The organism is Sphaerisporangium siamense, assembly GCF_014205275.1.
GTDB lineage: Bacteria > Actinomycetota > Actinomycetes > Streptosporangiales > Streptosporangiaceae > Sphaerisporangium > Sphaerisporangium siamense.
Genome location: NZ_JACHND010000001.1, coordinates 8,406,789 through 8,425,913, shown reverse-complemented (window position 1 = coordinate 8,425,913; position 19,125 = coordinate 8,406,789). Strand labels below are relative to the sequence as shown.

Sequence of the window (19,125 nt, the reverse complement as noted above, 5' to 3'; positions counted from 1 at the left end):
TCAGGTTATCCACAGGACGCCGAGGCCGTCACCAGCGGGCCACTAAACTGACTGCGGGGGCCGGCGCCTTTCCCCGTCTCGAAGAGCGCCATGGCAGGAGGGTCGCAGATGGCAAAGTTCACCGAGCCCGGGCTCACGTTCGACGACGTGCTCTTGGTGCCCGCCTATTCCGACCTGGCACCGGGAGAGGCCGACACCACCACCCGGCTCTCCCGCTCGATCACCTTGCGCATCCCGCTGGTGTCCGCCGCCATGGACACGGTGACCGAGGCCCGCATGGCCGTGGCGATGGCGCGCCAAGGGGGTCTCGGCGTCCTGCACCGCAACCTGTCCATCGCCGACCAGGCCCAGCAGGTCGATCTCGTGAAGCGCTCCGAGGCCGGCATGGTCACCAACCCCGTGACGTGCTCCCCTGACGACTCCCTCGCCGACGTCGAGGCCCTGTGCGCCAAGTACCGCATCTCGGGGGTGCCGGTCACCGACGACGACGGCGTCCTCGTCGGCATCGTGACCAACCGCGACATGCGCTTCGAGAGCGACCACGACCGGCCCGTGCGCGAGGTCATGACCCCCATGCCCCTGGTCACGGCCCCGGTCGGCGTGTCGCGCGACGAGGCGTTCCGCCTCCTGCGCCACAACAAGGTCGAGAAGCTCCCCCTCGTCGACCCCGACGGGCGGCTGCGCGGCCTCATCACGGTCAAAGACTTCACCAAGAGCGAGCAATATCCTCTCGCCACCAAGGACGCCGACGGCCGCCTGGTCGTCGGGGCCGCCGTGGGCGTGGCCGGCGACGCCGAGCAGCGCGCGATGGCCCTGATCGACGCCGGTGTCGACGTCATCGTCGTCGACACCGCCCACGGCCACTCGCGCGGCGTCTGCGACATGGTCGCCAAGATCAAGGCCAACGGCCGGGTGGACGTCATCGGCGGCAACATCGCCACGCGGGCGGGCGCGCAGGCGCTGATCGACGCGGGGGCCGACGCCGTCAAGGTCGGGGTCGGGCCCGGCTCCATCTGCACCACCCGCGTCGTCGCGGGCGTGGGCGCGCCGCAGGTCACCGCGATCCACGAGGCGTCCCTGGCCTGCGGCCCCGCGGGCGTGCCCGTCATCGGCGACGGCGGCCTCCAGTACTCGGGCGACATCGTCAAGGCCCTCGCGGCCGGGGCGAACACCGTGATGCTGGGCTCGCTGCTGGCCGGCTGCGAGGAGTCCCCCGGCGAGCTGATCTTCATCAACGGCAAGCAGTTCAAGTCCTACCGGGGTATGGGCTCCCTGGGCGCGGTGCGCAACCGCGAGCGCGGCGGGTCCTTCAGCAAGGACCGCTACTCCCAGGAGGCCGTCTCCAGCGAGGACAAGTACATCCCCGAGGGCATCGAAGGCCAGGTCCCCTACCGCGGCCCGGTCGCCGCCGTCGCCCACCAGCTCGTCGGCGGCCTGCGCCAGGGCATGTGGTACACCGGCGCCCGCACGATCGACGAGCTCCACGAGAACGGCCTCCTGATGCCCATCACCGCCGCCGGCCTCAAGGAGAGCCACCCCCACGACATCCAGATGACCGTAGAAGCCCCGAACTACCACGGCCGCTGACCCGCTCGCCACGACGTCCCCGCCACCCCGCGCGCGCCACGGGCTTGTCCGCGACGTCGGGTGGCGCCCTCGCGGGTGGCCGGCCCGGCGACGGGAACAACGGCAATGGCGCCGTGGTCCTGCCGCCTGCTCGTGATGTGAGCCGAGCCGGGGCGGTCCCACGGGGCCGATAGGGCGGGGGCCAAAGGTGGGGTTGGGGCGGGTTCGTAAGCTTCTCAAGCACAACGGGTTTTCCGAGACGGGAACGGCGACAGCATGACTCAGGTTGAAATCGGGCGCGGCAAGAGCGGGCGCCGGGGTTACGCGCTGGACGAGATCGGCATCGTGCCCTCACGGCGTACGCGCGACCCCGAAGAGGTCTCGATCTCCTGGCAGATCGACGCCTACCGCTTCGAGCTGCCGGTCGTGGTGAGCCCGATGGACAGCGTCGTGTCGCCGAAGACCGCCATCGAGATCGGACGGCTCGGCGGGCTCGCCGTGCTCGACCTCGAAGGTCTCTGGACGCGCTACGAGGACCCCGCGTCGCTGCTGTCCGAGGTCGCCGAGATGCGCGGCGAGGCGGCGACCAAGCGCCTGCAGGAGATCTACGCCGCGCCGATCAGCGACGAGCTCATCGGGCGCCGCATCGAAGAGATCAGGTCCGCCGGCGTCACCACCGCCGCCCGCCTGTCGCCACAGCGCACCGCGCAGCACCACAAGGCCGTGATCGACGCCGGGGTCGACATCTTCGTCATCCGCGGCACCACGGTCTCGGCCGAGCACGTCTCCGGCCGGGCCGAGCCGCTGAACCTCAAGCAGTTCATCTACGAGCTCGACGTGCCCGTGATCGTCGGCGGCTGCGCCACCTACACCGCCGCCCTGCACCTGATGCGCACCGGCGCCGCGGGCGTCCTCGTGGGCTTCGGCGGCGGCTCCGGGCACACCACCCGCACCGTGCTCGGCGTGGCCGTCCCGATGGCGACCGCGATCGGCGACGTCGCCGCCGCCCGCCGCGACTACCTCGACGAGTCCGGCGGCCGGTACGTCCACGTCATCGCCGACGGCGGCATGACCAGCTCCGGCGACATCGCCAAGGCCATCGCGTGCGGCTCGGACGCCGTCATGGTCGGCTCGCCGCTCGCCCGGGCGGCCGAGGCGCCGGGGCGCGGGCACCACTGGGGCTCGGAGGCCCACCACGGCGAGCTGCCGCGCGGCGCGCGGGTGGAGGTCGGCACCATCGGCACGATGGCGGAGATCCTCCACGGCCCGTCCACCGTCGCGGACGGTTCGATGAACCTCATGGGCGCCCTGCGCCGCACCATGGCCACCGCGGGCTACTCCGACCTGAAGGAATTCCAGCGCGTCGAGGTAGTCGTCGCCCCCCAGCTCCACTGACCCCACTCCCACCACCCGGGCACGCCCCACGACGTGCCCGGGTCAGCCGCAGGCCCATCGAGGCGACCTCGCCCCGGCTCATCCGCCGCCGCTTCCTATCCACCCCGTAATGGACGGGTGGGGTGGTGGGGTTCTGGGTCAGGTGGTGAGGAGGGTCAGGAGGTGGGTGACCTCTTGGGTCACGGCGGTTCTGGCGCGGGCGAGGTACTTGCGGGAGTCGACCACCGTGGCGTCGGCGGTCAGGTGGTCGCGGACGGCGCCGGTGAACGCGCGGTTGAGGTGGGTCGCGATGTTGATCTTCTTCATGCCGTGCCGCACCGCCTCGCGCAGCGACGCGTCGGGGACGCCCGAGGAGCCGTGCAACACGAGCGGGACCGGCACGGCCCGGTGCAGCTCGGCGATCAGCGCCAGGTCGAGCACGGCGTCCTTGGAGGTCATGGCGTGGGAGGTGCCGACCGCCACCGCGAGGGCGTCCACCCCGGTCGCGGCCACGTAGGACGCGGCCTTCCCGGGGTCGGTGCGCGCGCCCGGCGCGTGCACGCCGTCCTTGCCGCCGATCTCGCCCAGCTCGGCCTCGATCCACGCGCCGCGCTGGTGGCACCAGGCCGCCACCTCCGCCGTCGCGGCCACGTTCGCCGCGTCCGGGAGGGCGGAGGCGTCGTACATCACCGAGCCGACGCCCAGCCGCACGGCCTCCTCGACCAGCGCCCGGTCGGTCGCGTGGTCGAGGTGGACGGCGACGGGCGCGGCCGAGGACTCCGCGACGGCCAGGCAGGCGAGGGCGATCGGCTTGAGCGCTTGGTGGTAGCGGACGCAGTTCTCGCTGATCTGCAGCACCACGGGCGCGCCCGCGGCCTCCGCGCCGGAGACGATCGCCTCGGCGTGCTCCAGCTGGATCACGTTGAAGGCGCCGACGCCCGCGGGCGCCGTGGCCATGATGTCTCCGGTCCTCACGAGGGGCATGGTTCCACTCCGATCTCATCGCGAACCGCCCGGTAGATCCGCAGGTCGACGTCCCCGGCGACGGGGGTCGCCGCGGCGGCGGCGCCGAGCGCGGCGGCCGCGCGCAGCCGCTCCGGCCATGGCGTCTGTCTGACGAGGCCGCGGGCGAGCCCGGCGACCAGGGCGTCTCCCGCGCCGGTCGGGTTGCCCGGCACCGCGTACGGCATCCGGGCCCGCCAGGAGCCCTCGCCGGTGACGGCGACGAGGCCGTCCTGCCCCATCGACACGACCACGGCCTCGCCGCCGGCCCTTCGCAGGGCTTCGGCGCCCGCGAGCGCCGCGGCGACGCCGCCGGACGGCGGGGAGCCGGGGGAGAGGGCGCCGGCGAGTTCTGCGGCGTTGGGCTTGAGGATCGACGGGCGTCCCGCGGGGGCGAGCCGCAGCGGGGCGCCGTCGCAGTCCACGATCACCGGGACGCCGAGGTCGCGGGCGCCCTGGGCGAGCGTGGCGTAGAGGTCGAGGGGAACGCCGCGCGGCAGGCTTCCCGCGAGGACGACGGCGTCCGCCCGCGCCGCTAAATCCTGAAAAGTGGCCATAAATCGACCAAGCTCCTCTGGCGTCACCTCCGGCCCAGGCTCATTGAACAGCGCCGTTCGCGGCGCCGGAGCGGGCGTGTCCCGCGATCCGCGCGCCTCCCCGGGACCGGGTGAAGCGTGCGACCGTTCCGGACCGGGTGAACCGTGCGCCTCCCCAGGGCGGGGTGACGCACGCGTTTCTCCGGGACCGAGGGAAGCGGGTGCCTCCCCGGGACCGGGGGAAGGTGGTCCGGCCGTGGTAGGGGGCGTCTGAGGGGCGGTGGTGATGGCGACGGTGGTGCGGGATTCGTCGCGTATGCGGGTCAGTGCGGTGGGGAGCGCGGCGGCGGACAGGTCGGCCTCGATGGCCGCGCCGGTGAGGCCTCCGCCGAATCCCGCGACGACGACGTCCTCGCCGAGGGCCGCCAGCACGCGTGCGACGTTCACGCCCTTGCCCCCGGCCCGCCGGTGCACGACCCGGACACGGTTGACCCCGTCCCAGTCCACCCCGTCCACCGTGTACGTCACGTCCAGCGCCGTGTTCGGCGTCACGGTCAGGATCACGCCGGCACTCCACGGACCGCGCCGGGGTCGCCGGGCGCGGGAGTGAGGCGCGGGCGGGCGGGGGGAGGCGGGGTCATGAGCTGGGGAGCCAAGCGCCTTGGTGCATGACGGAGTGGACGGTCAGGTCGTCGTTGAGGACGACCAGGTCGGCGTTCTTGCCGACGGTGATGGAGCCGACGCGGTCGTCGAGGCCGAGGACGCGGGCGGGGGTGAGGGAGGCCATGATCGAGGCCTCGGTGAGGGTGAGGCCGACCTGCTCGACCGTGCGGCGCAGGGCGACGTCCATGGTGAGCGTGCTGCCCGCGATGGCGCGGCCCTCGACCAGGCGCGCCGCGCCGCCGGAGACCTCGACGTCCATGGAGCCGAGGCGGTAGACGCCGTCGCCCATGCCGGCCGCGCCCATGGCGTCGGTGATGAGCGCCGTGCGGCTCGTCCCTGCGGCCGTGTGGGCCAGCCGGACCATCGCCGGGTGGAGGTGCACGCCGTCGTTGACGAGCTCGACCGTGATGCGCTCGTCCTGCAGCAGCGCGGCGATGGGCCCGGGGTCGCGGTGGTGCAGCGGCCGCATCGCGTTGTACAGGTGGGTGGCGACCGTGCACCCCTCGTCGATGGCCTCCAGGGCCTGCTCGTAGGTGGCGTCGCTGTGCCCGAGGGCGGCGATCACCCCTTCGGAGACCGCCGCGCGCACCGCGTCCATGCCGCCGGGCAGTTCGGCGGCGATGGTGAGCATGCGCACGTGACCGCGCCCCGCCTTGAACAGTTCGGACAGCTCCGCCGTGGAGGGCTCGCGCAGCAGCGCGGGGTCGTGCGCGCCGCAGCGGGACCTCGCGATGTACGGCCCCTCGAAGTGGATGCCGGCCAGCAGGCCGTCGTCGCACAGGTCGGCGAGCGCGGAGGTGGCGCGGGCGAGGTCGGGGAGCGCGGCGGTGACGAGGCTGGCGATCATCGTCGTGGTGCCGTGCCGGGCGTGGAACGCGGCGATGCGCCGCGCCTCCTCGGGGTCCCCGGAGGGGAACGAGCCTCCCGCCCCGCCGTGGTTGTGGATGTCGACGAACCCGGGGACGACGTACCGTCCGCCCAGGCCGAGGCCGTCCCTGGGGGCCGTCCCGTGCCCGATGTGGGTGAAGCGGCCGTCCTCGATGGTGATCCAGCCCTCGTGCACGCCGCCGGGGGTGACGACGCGGGCGTCGGCGAGTGTGATGCTCATGAGGACAGGATCACAGATCGGGTCAGGTGCATCGGCTGGTCGGGGTCCAGTCCGCGGGCGTGCGCCCGCGCCACCGCGACCCGCTGCGCCAGCACCAGCTCGGCCATCGGGTCGGCGTCGCGGTGGAAGAAGGCGCCGCCCGCCCGCCGTACGTCGCCGGCGAGGCCGTCGGGTGGGGGGCCGAGCATCCAGGTGACCCGGCCGGGTCCGGCGATGCTGATCGGGCCGTGGCGGTACTCCATCGCGGGGTAGGCCTCGGTCCAGGCGCGGGCGGCCTCGCGCATCTTGAGCGCGGCCTCCTGGGCCAGGCCGTACACCCATCCGGAGCCGAGGAAGGCGATCTGCTCGGCCTCGACCGGCGCGGACGGCAGCGGTTCTGCGAGCGCCTTCTCGGCGTCGGCGACGGCGGGGGCGAGGTCCTCGCCGAGGTGGGCGCGCAGCAGCGCGAGCTGGGTGGTGGCGAACCGGGTCTGGACGACGGATCTCTCGTCGGCGAAGTCCAGGACGACGACGTCGCCGGCCAGGTCCATGACGGGGGTGGCGGGGTCGGCGGTGATGGCGGTGGCGGGGGTGCCGTCGAGCCGCCGCAGCAGGTCGAGGACCTCGGTCGTCGTCCCGGACCGCGTGAGCGCGAGCACGCGGTCGTAGCGCCGCGTCGAGTGCGGGAGGCCGAGGGGGGCCTCGGAGGCGGGGAAGGCGTCGGTCTCGCCGTGGCCGGCGCGCTCGCGGAGCGCGGCGTAGGACTGGGCGATGAACCAGGAGGTGCCGCAGCCGACGACGGCGACGCGCTCACCGGGCCGGGGCAGGGGGGCGGCCGCCGCCAGCTCGACGGCGCGGCGCCAGCAGGCGGGTTGTGAGGCGATCTCACTTTCGGTGTACGCCGTCATGCTCATAGCCTCCAGTTATGTCATCTTCTGCATTTTTTATAGCACTAATGAGCAAGATTGTGCAGTGCCAGACCGGGACTCCGGTGGTGCCGTGACACGCGGCGTTCTTGTGCCACGCTTTGTGCTCATGAGCCGTTACGAACGCTGGAACTCGCTCCTGGAGCTCCTCGCCCAGCAGGGGCGTCTGACGGTCGAGGAGGCCGCGGAGACGCTCGACGTCTCCACGGCGACGATCCGGCGCGACTTCGACGAGCTCGCCCAGCAGCAGATGCTCATGCGCACGCGCGGCGGCGCCGTCGCGCAGAGCGTCAGCTACGACCTCCCCCTGCGGTACAAGACGGCCCGGCACGAGGGAGAGAAGCAGCGCATCGCCGAGGCGGCGGCCGAGATGGTGCAGCCGGGCGGCGTCGTCGGGCTGAACGGCGGCACCACGACCTCCGAAGTCGCCAGAACCCTCGCCGCCCGCGCCGACCCCGGCGCGCGCCTCACCGTCGTGACCAACGCGCTGAACATCGCCGCCGAGCTGACCGTGCGGCAGCACGTCAAGATCGTCGTCACGGGCGGGGTGGCCAGGCCGCAGTCGTACGAGCTGATCGGCCCGCTGGCCTCGGGGGTGCTGGAGCAGGTGACGCTGGACATCGCCTTCCTCGGCGTGGACGGCATCGACGCCGAGGCGGGCGCCTCCGCGCACCACGAGGGCGAGGCCAGCGTCAACAACCTGATGATCGGACGGGCCGGGCGCGTCGTGGCGGTGGCGGACGCCTCCAAGATCGGCCGCCGGGCCTTCGCGCGCATCTGCGGCATCGACCGGATCCACACGCTGATCACCGACGCCGGACTCTCGGACGCCGCCGTCGCCGCGTTCACCGACAGGGGTGTTGAGGTCCTGCGGGTGTGACCTCCGCCTGACCGGGAATCGTCTCCGCGGCCGGAGATCACACAGGCCGTCGGGAATCGTGTCCCGCCCACCGGGAGCGGAAAGATCTACCGGCGAGGGGATGGCGGTGAGCCGACCCCTCGTTGACGAGGAGAAGGCAGGTCGTCGGCGGTCCACGCCCGCGAGAGGCGTCGTGCCCGCCGGAGGCCCGCCCGGGCATGCAGGTATCTACTCTCGGGTAGGAACGGGACGCAGGCGCGACGGCCGCACCCCAGGGGGAGCGCGATGGACAGCCAGGACGGTGCGAGGGAACGGGCGGCGCGGGAGGGGGAGGCCGGCGCCCGGCGCGCGGACTCCCATCCCCTGGCCAGGGAGGGCGGCGGCACGCACTCCGCCCGGCTCGGGCCGGCGGAGAGAGCGGCCGCGCTGGCCCGCATGGCCGACCCCGCGCACGAGCTCGACCTCATCGTGGTCGGCGGCGGCGTGGTCGGGTCCGGCGTCGCTCTGGACGCCGTCACCCGCGGGCTGTCGGTGGGCCTGGTCGAGGCCCGCGACTTCGCGTCCGGCACCTCCTCGCGCTCGTCCAAGCTGATCCACGGCGGGCTGCGCTACCTCGAACAGCTCAACTTCGACCTCGTGCGCGAGGCGCTGCAGGAACGCGCGCTGCTGCTCCAGCGGATCGCCCCCCATCTGGTGCGCCCGGTGCCCTTCCTGTTCCCGCTCACCCACCACGTGTGGGAGCGGCCGTACGTGGGCGCGGGCCTCACCCTCTACGACACGCTCGGCTTCTCGACGGGCCTCACCCGGGGCATGCCCGGCCACCGCCACCTGTCGCGCCGCCGCGCCCTGCGCCTGGCGCCCGCGCTGCGCAGGTCGGCGCTCACCGGCGCCGTGCAGTACTGGGACGCCCAGGTGGACGACGCCCGCTACGTCGCCACCATGCTGCGCACCGCCGCCTCCTACGGCGCGCACGTCGTCTCGCGCACGCAGGTCATCGGCTTCCTGCGGGAGGGCGAGCGCGTCACGGGCGTGCGGGTCCGCGACCTGGAGAGCACCGCGGAGTACGACATCCGCGCCCGGCAGGTGGTCAACGCGACCGGCGTGTGGACCGACGAGATCCAGGAGATGGTGGGCGGGCGGGGCCAGATCCACGTGCGGGCCTCCAAGGGCGTGCACCTGGTGGTCCCGCGGGACCGGATCCACTCGCTCACCGGAATCATCCTTCGCACCGAGAAATCGGTGCTCTTCGTGATTCCGTGGGGCCGGCACTGGATCGTCGGCACCACCGACACCCACTGGTCCCTCGACAAGGTCCACCCCGCGGCCTCCCGCCAGGACATCGACTACGTGCTCGACCACGTCAACGCCGTGCTCTCGGTGCCGCTCACCCGCGACGACGTCGAAGGCGTGTACGCGGGCCTGCGCCCCCTGCTCGCCGGCGAGTCCGAGGAGACCTCCAAGCTGTCGCGCGAGCACGTCGTCACCCACCCGGTCCCGGGCCTGGTGATGATCGCGGGCGGCAAGTACACGACGTACCGGGTCATGGCCAAGGACGCCGTGGACGCGGTCGCGCACGGCCTGGACCAGCGGGTGCCGCCGTCCTGCACCGACGCGGTCCCGCTGCTCGGCGGCGAGGGGTACCAGGCGCTGTGGAACCAGCGCCACCGGCTGGCGCGCGCCTCCGGCCTGCACGTCGCCCGCATCGAGCACCTCCTGCAGCGGTACGGCTCAATGATCGACGAGGTGCTCGACCTGGTCCGGGAGGACCCCTCGCTGGGCCGCCCGCTGTCGGGCGCCGACGACTACCTGAGGGCCGAGGTCGTGTACGCGGCCACCCACGAGGGCGCGCGCCACCTGAACGACGTCCTCACCCGCCGCACGCGCATCTCGATCGAGACCTTCCACCGGGGCACCGCCGTCGCGCAGGAGGCCGCCGAGCTGATGGCCGGGCCGCTCGGATGGGACGACGAGCAGGTCAAGCGCGAGGTCGAGTACTACACCAAGCGGGTCGAGGCCGAGCGGGCCTCCCAGGAGCAGGACACCGACCAGGAGGCCGACGCGATCCGCCTGGGCGCCCCCGAGATCGTCCCGGTCGGCGAGACGACCGCGAGGCGGCCGGCGGCCAAGAGGAGCTGACGTTCGCCGCTCGGCCGCGCGGCGCCGGCCCCGTCACCGGGAAGCACGGGCCGCGCGGCCGGGGCGCTCCGGGCCGTACTGCGCGATACGGCCCGGAAGCCGGAAAAGCCCCTGGAAACGTTATACCCGGAAGGGAATCCACGCCTGGTCGGCCAGGCTGGTCGCGTCGCTCGCCTTGAGACCCGCGCCGGACAGCGTCCACAGGGTGTCGCCGATGATCAGGCAGCGCTGGATCCGGGCGTCGAACTGGACCGGGTCCTGGCTCTTGGCGGGCTTCGGGTGCCTGACCAGCCCGGCCTGGGTGATCGCGTCGTCGCCGACCTTCAGCACCATGGCCGCCATGTCGGACTCCCCGGCCTCGCTCCCGCCCCAGCTGCTCACCGGCAGCACGGCCAGCCCGGACTCGGGCCAGTACAGGAACGCGTGCGGGTCCCACTCGGCCTCGGACGCGGACTCCTTCTGGTGGAACCGCGACAACCGCTTGGGCGCGGCCGGGTCGCCGACGTCGAACAGCGAGACCTGCATGCCGAGCGTCCTGCCCTGCGTGCTCGCCTCCTGGCCTATGCCGAGCAGCCGCCCGTCGCCGGCGGGGTGCAGGTAGGCCGAGTAGCCGGTGATCTTCAGCTCGCCGCGCACCGCGGGCCGCGCCGGGTCGCGCAGGTCGAGCGTGTACAGCGGGTCCACCTGCTTGAACGTCACCACGTAGCCCACCGGGCCGATGAAGCGCACGGAGTAGATGCGCTCGCCCTTGCCGAGGCCGGTGACCTGCCCGACCTGGGCGAGCGTGTCCGCCTTCAGCACGTATACCCCGCTGGAAGCGGCCGACGCGTTCGCGCCGCCCATGGGGGCGTCGATCGTGGTGGCCACCCGCAGGTGCCCGTCGAAGTCCGACAGCGAGTACTGGTTGAGCAGCCGCCCGGGGACGGCCCCGGAGGCGACGTAGCGGGGCGCGCCGGCGCCGCTGATGTCGAAGCGGTGCACCTCGGTCCGGTCCGGCGGCGCCTCGTCCTCTGGGGACCCGCTCTTGTCCGGCGACGGCGTCACCGCGGTCGGCGTGGCGGTGGGGGACTCAGGGGCCGAGGGCGACGGGGTCGGCTCGGGGAGCAGGGTCGGCATCGAGGGATCGGCGGACGGCTCCACCTTCTCGGCGGGCGGCGAGGTGACCGGGTCGCGCGGCGCGACGACCGTCGGGGAATCCGCCGGCGCGGCCCCCGGCGAGACGGGGGCGGGGGTCGCCGGCGCGGGGGTGGCCTCCACGGGGGGCGTGTCCTCGATCGGGCGCGCGTCGATCGGGCGCGGCCACCAGTACCGCGGGTTGCTCGTGACGTACAGGCTCGTCGGCGTCGCGTACACCGTGTCGCCGTCGGCGGCCACGGCGATCGGGTCGCCGGAGGCGAGCCCGGCCTCCAGGTCGATGGTGTGCACGCTCAGCAGCGAGGTGCCGGTGTAGTCGTCCGGGTGGCTGACCTGCTCGCACTTCAGCTTCTCCGTGCGGGCCGGCTGCCCGGCCGCCGACACCTCGTAGGTGGGCAGCCAGGCGTCGATGGGCGCCTTGCGCACGATGTCCTGGTTGCGCCGGGTGAGATCGTCCTCGCTCTGGTTCGGGCGCGACTCGGGGAAGGTGATGTCCGGCTGCGACCTGACCACCAGGCGGACGGTGGAGCCGGTCATCCGGGCGTCGACGTGCGACCCCTTCGGCGTGATCGTCCCGAGCGGCTTCATGTCCTTCAGGTCGACCAGCACGTACCGGGGGCCGGACACGGCGGCCCGCTTGGCCGTCGCGCCGAAGGGCACCACGTCGCCCGCACTGAAGATCACCAGCGCGCGGTCGCCGTGGACGAGCAGCTCGCCGGGCGCCCAGCGCTGCTCTTCTGGCACCAGGCGCAGCGTGCCGGTCTCCTTCCTGGTCGCCACGTCCACGACGCGCAGCACCCCGGCGGCGTAGCTGATGATCCGCTCGCCGTCGGTCTTCACCATGTCCGGCTCGTCGACGCCGGCCTCGTGCACGTTGGTGGTGGAGTAGGCCGGGGCGGCCTTGGCGTCCCGGCTCGCGGTGACCTCCCCGGTGGCGAACATGATCATGTTGCCGCCGAATCCCCAGGGGCCCACGTTCTTCGCCGCGGCGCCGCGCAGGCCCTCCAGCATGTCGTCGCACCCGGAGTACGAGACGAGCTTGATCCCCCCCAGGGTGACGGGCGGGGCGGCGGAGGGCTTCGCGGCCCCGCCGCCCGTGCACGCCGCCGTCAGGAGCCCGCAGGCCAGCGCGGCGGCCGCTGCCGTACCGATCGAAGTCCTCATGCCCCTACGACGCATCACGCCCGGGCCCGGTTCAGGGCCGGGTCGGCGCGAGGTAGATCACCGGCAGCGTCGGCATCTCCGGGCGTCGCTAAACTGTGAGGACCGCGGCGTCTTTTGGGGGGTCTTTCCGGTGTCTGAGTTCGACACGGTCCTCGTCGTAGATTTCGGCGCGCAGTACGCGCAGCTGATCGCACGACGGGTCCGTGAGTGCCACGTGTACTCCGAGATCGTCCCCTCGACGATGCCGGTGTCCGACATGCTCGCCAAGAAGCCCAAGGCGATCATCCTCTCCGGCGGGCCCTCGTCCGTCTACGCCGAGGGGGCGCCCGCCGCCCCCGAGGGGCTGTTCGAGACCGGGGTCCCGACCTTCGGCATCTGCTACGGCTTCCAGGAGATGGCCCGGGCGCTCGGCGGCCAGGTCGCGCAGACCGGCATCGCCGAGTACGGCGGCACGCGGCTCACCGTCGGCGCCGAGGGCGTGCTGTTCGCCGGCCTGCCCGCGGCCCAGTCGGTGTGGATGTCGCACGGCGACAGCGTCGTCGCGGCCCCCGAGGGCTTCGCGGTCACGGCCTGGACGCCCGACACGCCGGTCGCCGCCATGGAGCACCCCGGCAAGGGGCTGTACGGCGTGCAGTTCCACCCCGAGGTGCTGCACTCCGAGCACGGCCAGGCCGTCATGAAGCACTTCCTGGACGCGGCCGGGTGCCGTCCCACCTGGACCATGCTCAACATCGTCGAGGACGCCGTCGAGGCCGTCCGCGCCCAGATCGGCCCCGAGGGCCGCGCGATCTGCGCCCTGTCCGGCGGCGTCGACTCGGCGGTGGCCGCCGCGATCGTCCAGCGGGCCATCGGCGACCGTCTCACGTGCGTCTTCGTCGACCACGGTCTGCTGCGCAAGGGCGAGGCCGAGCAGGTCGAGCGCGACTTCGTCGCCGCCACCGGCGTCAGGCTCCGCGTCGTGGACGCCCAGGAGCGCTTCCTGAAGGCGCTGGCCGGGGTGACCGACCCGGAGGAGAAGCGCAAGATCATCGGGCGTGAGTTCATCCGCGTCTTCGAGGACGAGCAGCGCGCCATCATCGCCGACGGCCCGGTCGACTTCCTGGTCCAGGGCACGCTCTACCCCGACGTCGTCGAGTCCGGCGGCGGCACCGGCACGGCCAACATCAAGTCCCACCACAACGTCGGCGGCCTCCCGGACGACCTGCGGTTCTCCCTGGTCGAGCCGCTGCGCACGCTCTTCAAGGACGAGGTGCGCCGCGCGGGCGAAGAGCTGGGCCTGCCCCCGGCCATGGTGTGGCGCCAGCCGTTCCCCGGCCCGGGGCTCGGCATCCGCATCATCGGCGAGGTCACCCAGGACCGCCTGGACGTGCTGCGCGAGGCCGACGCCATCGCCCGCGAGGAGCTGTCGCGCGCCGGTCTCGACCGGGACATCTGGCAGTGCCCGGTCGTGCTGCTCGCCGACGTCCGCTCCGTCGGCGTCCAGGGCGACGGCCGCACCTACGGCCACCCGGTCGTGCTGCGCCCGGTCACCAGCGAGGACGCCATGACGGCCGACTGGTCCCGCGTCCCGTACGACGTGCTGGCCCGCATCTCCACCCGCGTCACCAACGAGGTCCGCGAGATCAACCGCGTGGTCCTGGACGTCACGAGCAAGCCGCCGGGCACCATCGAGTGGGAGTGACCCCCGGCAGGACGTGAACCCGCCCAATCGGACTGCACAGGACAAAGGTCCGTGATACGGCCGGGCGGGTTCATGCTCCGGTAAATTCCGTCCAATGCTTACGGCCGGGACGGGCGCGCCGCACAGCGCCGCCCAGAGGAGCTCCAGGCTGGCGTGGCTGGACGCCCTTCGGGGCCTGGGCGCCACCGCCGTGCTCCTGGAGCACATGCTGTACCGCTTCACGCCCGGGCTCAGCCCCCGCTGGTTCAGCCTCGGCATGTACGGCGTGCTGGTGTTCTTCCTGGTCAGCGGCTACATCATCCCCGCGTCGCTGGAGCGGCACGGCGACGTGCGCGCGTTCTGGGTGGGCAGGTTCCTCCGGCTCTACCCGCTGTACATCGTGGTCGTCTGCCTGGTGCTCGCGCTGGCGCCGATCGTGCCGATCCGCGCCGAGGTCACGCCGGACCTGGCCACCGTCGCCGCGCACGTCACCATGCTCCTGGACGTGGTCGGGTCCGGCGGGGTCACCGAGCCGATGTGGACGCTGTCCTACGAGATGGTCTTCTACCTGGTCGTCACCGCGCTGTTCGCGACCGGGCTGCACCGGCGCAGCGCCCTGTGGGCCGTGGTCTTCGCGGGCGTCGCGGTCGTCGTGGGGCTGCTGCTGGCGGGCCCCGTGCTGCCCCGCGGTCCGGCGGCCTTCGTCTCGCTGGCCGTCTTCGCGGCCGGGTTCTGGTGCGTGTTCGCGGGCCGGGGCCGGGCGCGCACGGCGGGCGCGCTCGCGCTCGGGGCGCTCGGCGTGACGCTGCTGCTGCTCGGCGGCCGGACGCCGTGGCTCGGCCCCGGGATCCTCGCGGTGATGTTCACCGGCACCGTCCTGTACCGCTGGGAGCGTGGGCAGGCGTCCGCCACGGGCGCGGTCGCGGTGGTGACGGCGCTGCTCCTGATCGTGCCGTTCTTCGCCTACCGGACGGGATGGTGGGCGTACCCGCACGTCTGGATGACCACGGTCGCGCTCGCCGGGGCGACGTTCGCCGCCGGCATGGCCCTGCGCCACCGCGCCGTGCCTCGCCCGCTCGCCTGGCTCGGGCTGATCAGCTACTCGGTGTACCTGGTGCACGTCCCGCTGCTGAAGCTGTTCGTGGCCCTCTTCGGCGACCCGGGCGGGCGCCCGCTGCTCGTGCAGGCCCTGCTCGCCCTCGCCTTCGTCGCCGTCGTGCTCGGCGTGAGCGCGCTGACCTACCGGTACGTGGAGCGCCCGGCGCGCCGCCTGAGCGGCGCGCGCGGGCGCTCCGATGCCGCCGGGCCCTGAGGCGGCGGGTCAGTCGTCGAACTCGCCGTCGCGGACGCCGAGGACGAAGGCGTTCCACTCGGCGGCCGTGTAGCGCAGGACGGTGCCCGCGGGGTCGGACGGGTTGCGCATGGCGACCGCGCCGCCGGGCAGGTAGGCGATCTCGATACGGTCCTCGGAGGTGCTCCCGGGGGCGCTCAGCCAGGTCGCGTCCGAGATGTCCATGGCGTAGAGCTCGGCCTTCTGCTGTACGTCGCTCATCGCTCGTGGTCTCCTCGTGTGACGGCCGGGAAACGGCCATGACGGATCGGGGAAGACGCCGCCGGAATCCAGGCGATGTCGCGCCTGGCCGCGGCCTCGTCCCACCTTAAGACCGGCGCGGGGCGGCGGCGCAAGCGATTCCGCCGATCGTCAGTTCCAGCCGCCGACGGGGAAGGTCTCGCCGGCGTTCAGCCGCCGGCCGCGCAGCAGCTTCTCGACGGTCACCACGTGGTAGCCCTTCTTCTCCAACGCGGTGAGGATCTTCGGCATGGCCGTGACCGTCGCGGGCTGGATGTCGTGCATCAGCACCACGCGGTCGCGCTTGGCCAGGCCCAGCACCTTCTCGCGGATCGCCACGGCGTTCTGGAGCTCCCAGTCGCGCGAGCTGCCGTTCCACACGATCTGCGACAGGCCGAACTCGGCGGCGATGGCGCCCACCCGCGCGTCGGTGTCGCCGTACGGGGGCCGCAGGATGTCGGGCCGCCGTCCGGTGGCCGCCTGGATGGCGTCCTGGGCGCGGGCGATCTCGTCGCGGATCTCGTCGTCGAACAGGGTGGTGAGGTGCGGGTGGTCGTAGGTGTGGTTGCCGACCTGGTGACCCTGCCGCGCGATCGCGCGCGCCGTCCTCGGGTCCTTCTCGACGCGCCCGCCGATGAGGAAGAACGTGACCTTGGTGCGGTGGGCGCGCAGGATGTCCAGCAGCTTGGCGGTGTAGGGGCCGGGGCCGTCGTCGAAGGTCAGCGCGATGCACTTCACCCGGGCGCAGTCGACGCCCTTGGCACGCGCGGACGCGGGCTCCTCGGCCGAGGCGGGCAGCGCCGCCGCCATCAGGGCGGTCGCCGCGGCGATCGGGACGAACCGTCGCATCATCCGCCGAGCTCGCTGTGCGGGGCCCATGGTCCTCCTCCTTCGCCGACGCCGCGCAAACCCTACTCCGCTTTCCAATGGACCGTAAAAATCACACCAAATCAGCATTAAACGTTCCAGGAACGGGCGCGCGGTCGAGCGCGCGGGAAGCGATCGTGTGGCGGGAGGTCAAGCCGCCGGGGGCAGTCGCCGGGGGCGGTCAAGAAACCATCTAGAGATCTCATGTTAGTTACAGACGGTCGGATTTCGGTGGCTTCACGTCGCCATGCTGGCAGCCATGAGGTCCTATTCGCTGGATGACGTGCTCGCGACGCGCAAACGCAGAGACTCATGGTGGACGGTGTTCATGGTCGACCCGGTCGCGTGCCGGGTGGCACTGTTCGTAGCGAATCGCACCGAGATCACGCCCAACGCCCTGACCCGCCTCTCCCTGATCCTCGGCATGGCCTCGGCGGCCTGCTTCGCCGCGAACCGGCTCGTCCTCGGCGCGGCGCTCTTCTACGTCAGCTTCATGATCGACTGTGTGGACGGCAAGATCGCGCGGCTCAAGGGCACCGGCACGCCGTTCGGGCTCTGGCTCGACTACGTCGGCGACCGCATCCGCGTCGTCTGCTGCGCCGCCGGCATCGCCTACGGGCAGTACGCCGCCACCGGCCGCCTCGCCTTCGTCCTGCTCGGCGCCGGCATCGCGATCCTGGACCTGTTCCGCTACGTCAACGCCCCGCAGATGAAACGAGTACGCCAGACCGTCAAGGCCAGGCGCCGCGCCGCCCGCCGCGACGAACTGACCGCGGTGCGCGAGGCGATGGCCGTCGACTCGCTCGCCCGGGACCCCGGCGACGCCAGGGCCGTGGTCGCCTACGACGACCACGCCGCGACCGCCGAGGAGTTCCACGACTACCCGCTTCCACCGCACGGCCCGCTGGACTACCCGCCCGCCCCCGACCCCTGCCTCGACGGCGAGGCGCCGGCGCCGCGTGCCCAGGCCCCCGGCGCCGCCTGGGACGGCCCGGCCATTCCCCGGCAGGCGTCCGGCTCCCCGGACTCCCTCGCCGCCACCGCGCCCATTCTTGGGCCCATTCCCGGGCCCGTTCCCGCGCCCATGCCCCGCATCCTTCCGCCCCCGCCCCGCGACGAGGTGTACGACCAGGAGTCGGACATGGCCGGCGACCTGCCCGAGTACGTCCGCAGGTACGAGGCGGAAGGGTACGACCAGGCGCCGCCCCAGCCGCCGGGGGAGGGCGAGGGGCCGGTGGGCCCGCGGCGGCGCGTCGGCCACTTCCTGGCCCGGCACCGGGTGCGCACCCACCTGATGAGCGGCATCGAGTTCCACGCCGCCGTGTTCGTCGTGGCGCCGGTCATCGGCCCGGCCGCGCTGCTTCCCGTCACCGCGCTCGCGGGCGGCCTGCTCGTCGCCAACGAGATCTTTCTTGTCTACCGCATGTGGCAGTCCACCCGGGCGCTCGGAAAGGCCGCGCCGGGCGCCTCCGGCGAGGACGACCAGCGGCACGTGCGGACCGATCCTTTCTTCACGGGGGTGTAGATCGATGCGCTCAGACCGGCCCGTCTTCATCATCGGCTGCCCGCGCTCCGGCACGACGATGCTGCAGCTCATGCTGCACGCGCACCCGCGCATCGCCGTGCCGCCCGAGACGCGCTTCCTGCTCCAGGCCTACTACCACCGGCGGATCCACGGGGACATGCGCGTGCCCGGCAACCGGCGGGCGCTCGCCGAGTGGATCGCCACCGACAAGAGCACCAAGTTCCGCGAGCTCGGCGTCGACCGCGACGCCTACATCCGCAAGGCCGCCGACGGCCCCGGCTCGCTCGGCTCGGTGATCGGCGAGGTGTTCCGCGGGTACGCCGAGCGCTTCCGCAAGCCCCGCTGGGGCGACAAGCGGCCGAGCTACTCCAAGCACGTGGACGTCGTGCTGCGCCTGTTCCCCGACGCCCAGTTCATCCACCTGATCAGGGACGGGCGCGACTGCGTCGCCTCGCTGAAGGAGATGCCCTGGTTCACGCTGGACGTCTACCACGCCATCGCCATCTGGGCGGCCACCATCGACCACGGCCGCCGCCACGCCGCGCGGCTGCCCGCCGACGCCTACCACGAGCTGCGCTACGAGGACCTCACCGCCGACCCGGCGACCGAGCTGGCCAAGGTCTGCGCGTTCCTCGGCGAGGACTACGACCCCGCCATGTGCGAGCCGAGCCGCGTCGCGCGGGTCGCGGTGCCCGCGCGCAAGGTCTGGCACAGCAACACCCACCACGCCGTCACCCAGGCCCGGGTCGGCACCTGGAGCACCCGCCTGGCGCCGTGGGAGATCGCGCTGTGCGAGGAGGTGCTCGGCCGCCGCCTGCGGGCCTACGGCTACGACGTCCCGGGCGGCTCCGGGGCGTCCGTCCGGCACCTGCTCGCCTACCGCAGGACCGCCGCGCGGCGCGCGCTGTCCCGGGCCGAGCAGGTGGCACGCGACCGGGTCAACCGCATGCGCGAGCCCGGCCCCCTCGCCGCGATGCTCACCTCCGGGCAGCTCTCCCACGTCGGCGTCCCCCGCCCCCGTGCCGCCTCAAGCCGGCTCGTCGACCGCTGACCGTC

Annotated in this window: 15 protein-coding genes; 8 read left to right on the top strand and 7 right to left on the bottom strand. The window is 72.9% G+C overall.

Going from position 1 to position 19,125, the window contains the following annotated elements; translation table 11 throughout:
* Nucleotides 1–108 precede the first annotated feature (108 nt).
* Nucleotides 109–1,587: an IMP dehydrogenase gene (gene guaB / locus BJ982_RS37850; protein ID WP_184888154.1), complete on the top strand. Its 1,479-nt coding sequence runs from the start codon at nt 109–111 to the stop codon at nt 1,585–1,587.
* Between the two features lie 255 nt (nt 1,588–1,842).
* The gene (locus BJ982_RS37845; protein ID WP_184888153.1) at nt 1,843–2,961 is read left to right on the top strand and encodes a GuaB3 family IMP dehydrogenase-related protein; all 1,119 of its coding nucleotides are present in this window, start codon (nt 1,843–1,845) and stop codon (nt 2,959–2,961) included.
* A 138-nt stretch (nt 2,962–3,099) separates the two neighbouring features.
* Here BJ982_RS37845 and BJ982_RS37840 read toward each other — a convergent pair whose 3' ends face one another.
* The 4 genes from BJ982_RS37840 to BJ982_RS37820 form a co-directional block, all read right to left on the bottom strand.
* Entirely contained in the window at nt 3,100–3,924 is an 825-nt protein-coding gene (locus BJ982_RS37840; protein ID WP_184888152.1) for a class II fructose-bisphosphate aldolase, read from the bottom strand.
* Nucleotides 3,912–5,042, bottom strand: coding sequence for a 1-phosphofructokinase family hexose kinase (locus tag BJ982_RS40165; RefSeq protein ID WP_239123605.1), 1,131 nt, complete (start codon nt 5,040–5,042; stop codon nt 3,912–3,914). The genes BJ982_RS37840 and BJ982_RS40165 overlap by 13 nt, the downstream gene beginning before the upstream one ends.
* A gap of 73 nt (nt 5,043–5,115) precedes the next feature.
* Complete coding sequence (gene nagA, locus BJ982_RS37825; RefSeq protein WP_184888150.1) at nt 5,116–6,249, bottom strand: N-acetylglucosamine-6-phosphate deacetylase; 1,134 nt, start codon at nt 6,247–6,249, stop codon at nt 5,116–5,118.
* Complete coding sequence (locus BJ982_RS37820) at nt 6,246–7,136, bottom strand: SIS domain-containing protein (RefSeq protein WP_203959413.1); 891 nt, start codon at nt 7,134–7,136, stop codon at nt 6,246–6,248. Before BJ982_RS37820 ends, nagA begins: the two co-directional genes overlap by 4 nt.
* A 127-nt stretch (nt 7,137–7,263) precedes the next feature.
* Here BJ982_RS37820 and BJ982_RS37815 point away from each other — a divergent pair, with 127 nt between their 5' ends.
* Both BJ982_RS37815 and glpD read left to right on the top strand, forming a co-directional pair.
* Complete coding sequence (locus BJ982_RS37815) at nt 7,264–8,034, top strand: DeoR/GlpR family DNA-binding transcription regulator (protein ID WP_184888147.1); 771 nt, start codon at nt 7,264–7,266, stop codon at nt 8,032–8,034.
* 414 nt (nt 8,035–8,448) lie between these two features.
* The gene (glpD, locus tag BJ982_RS37810) at nt 8,449–10,149 is read left to right on the top strand and encodes a glycerol-3-phosphate dehydrogenase (RefSeq protein WP_239123622.1); all 1,701 of its coding nucleotides are present in this window, start codon (nt 8,449–8,451) and stop codon (nt 10,147–10,149) included.
* A gap of 120 nt (nt 10,150–10,269) precedes the next feature.
* Here the strand turns inward: glpD and BJ982_RS37805 are convergent, their stop codons facing one another.
* A complete protein-coding gene (locus tag BJ982_RS37805; protein WP_184888144.1) occupies nt 10,270–12,447 on the bottom strand; it encodes a beta-propeller domain-containing protein in 2,178 nt (725 codons plus the stop codon).
* Nucleotides 12,448–12,577: 130 nt separating this feature from the next.
* Here BJ982_RS37805 and guaA point away from each other — a divergent pair, with 130 nt between their 5' ends.
* Both guaA and BJ982_RS37795 read left to right on the top strand, forming a co-directional pair.
* Nucleotides 12,578–14,128, top strand: coding sequence for a glutamine-hydrolyzing GMP synthase (gene guaA, locus BJ982_RS37800; protein WP_184888143.1), 1,551 nt, complete (start codon nt 12,578–12,580; stop codon nt 14,126–14,128).
* A 94-nt stretch (nt 14,129–14,222) separates the two neighbouring features.
* On the top strand, nt 14,223–15,419 hold the full coding sequence (locus tag BJ982_RS37795; protein ID WP_184888142.1) for an acyltransferase family protein: 1,197 nt from the start codon (nt 14,223–14,225) through the stop codon (nt 15,417–15,419).
* Between the two features lie 9 nt (nt 15,420–15,428).
* On the opposite strand, the gene BJ982_RS37790 is transcribed toward BJ982_RS37795, so the two are convergent.
* Both BJ982_RS37790 and BJ982_RS37785 read right to left on the bottom strand, forming a co-directional pair.
* Nucleotides 15,429–15,659 (bottom strand): DUF397 domain-containing protein, encoded by a 231-nt coding sequence (locus BJ982_RS37790; protein ID WP_184888141.1) that lies wholly within the window; start codon nt 15,657–15,659, stop codon nt 15,429–15,431.
* 150 nt (nt 15,660–15,809) lie between these two features.
* Nucleotides 15,810–16,556, bottom strand: coding sequence for a polysaccharide deacetylase family protein (locus BJ982_RS37785; protein ID WP_184888140.1), 747 nt, complete (start codon nt 16,554–16,556; stop codon nt 15,810–15,812).
* Between the two features lie 247 nt (nt 16,557–16,803).
* Between BJ982_RS37785 and BJ982_RS40160 the strand changes: the two genes are divergently transcribed.
* Complete coding sequence (locus BJ982_RS40160; protein WP_239123607.1) at nt 16,804–18,069, top strand: CDP-alcohol phosphatidyltransferase family protein; 1,266 nt, start codon at nt 16,804–16,806, stop codon at nt 18,067–18,069.
* A gap of 4 nt (nt 18,070–18,073) precedes the next feature.
* The gene (locus BJ982_RS37775) at nt 18,074–19,120 is read left to right on the top strand and encodes a sulfotransferase family protein (RefSeq protein WP_184888139.1); all 1,047 of its coding nucleotides are present in this window, start codon (nt 18,074–18,076) and stop codon (nt 19,118–19,120) included.
* Nucleotides 19,121–19,125 lie beyond the last annotated feature (5 nt).

What these genes read in the sequence shown, in the direction of transcription:
- BJ982_RS37805 (WP_184888144.1), bottom strand. Translation starts at nt 12,447, where the DNA reads ATGAGGACTTCGATCGGTACGGCAGCGGCCGCCGCGCTGGCCTGCGGG.
- BJ982_RS37845 (WP_184888153.1), top strand. Translation starts at nt 1,843, where the DNA reads ATGACTCAGGTTGAAATCGGGCGCGGCAAGAGCGGGCGCCGGGGTTAC.
- BJ982_RS37775 (WP_184888139.1), top strand. Translation starts at nt 18,074, where the DNA reads ATGCGCTCAGACCGGCCCGTCTTCATCATCGGCTGCCCGCGCTCCGGC.
- nagA (WP_184888150.1), bottom strand. Translation starts at nt 6,249, where the DNA reads ATGAGCATCACACTCGCCGACGCCCGCGTCGTCACCCCCGGCGGCGTG.
- glpD (WP_239123622.1), top strand. Translation starts at nt 8,449, where the DNA reads ATGGCCGACCCCGCGCACGAGCTCGACCTCATCGTGGTCGGCGGCGGC.
- BJ982_RS37790 (WP_184888141.1), bottom strand. Translation starts at nt 15,659, where the DNA reads ATGAGCGACGTACAGCAGAAGGCCGAGCTCTACGCCATGGACATCTCG.
- guaB (WP_184888154.1), top strand. Translation starts at nt 109, where the DNA reads ATGGCAAAGTTCACCGAGCCCGGGCTCACGTTCGACGACGTGCTCTTG.
- BJ982_RS37795 (WP_184888142.1), top strand. Translation starts at nt 14,223, where the DNA reads ATGCTTACGGCCGGGACGGGCGCGCCGCACAGCGCCGCCCAGAGGAGC.
- BJ982_RS37815 (WP_184888147.1), top strand. Translation starts at nt 7,264, where the DNA reads ATGAGCCGTTACGAACGCTGGAACTCGCTCCTGGAGCTCCTCGCCCAG.
- BJ982_RS37820 (WP_203959413.1), bottom strand. Translation starts at nt 7,136, where the DNA reads ATGACGGCGTACACCGAAAGTGAGATCGCCTCACAACCCGCCTGCTGG.
- BJ982_RS37785 (WP_184888140.1), bottom strand. Translation starts at nt 16,556, where the DNA reads ATGGGCCCCGCACAGCGAGCTCGGCGGATGATGCGACGGTTCGTCCCG.
- BJ982_RS40160 (WP_239123607.1), top strand. Translation starts at nt 16,804, where the DNA reads ATGAGGTCCTATTCGCTGGATGACGTGCTCGCGACGCGCAAACGCAGA.
- BJ982_RS37840 (WP_184888152.1), bottom strand. Translation starts at nt 3,924, where the DNA reads ATGCCCCTCGTGAGGACCGGAGACATCATGGCCACGGCGCCCGCGGGC.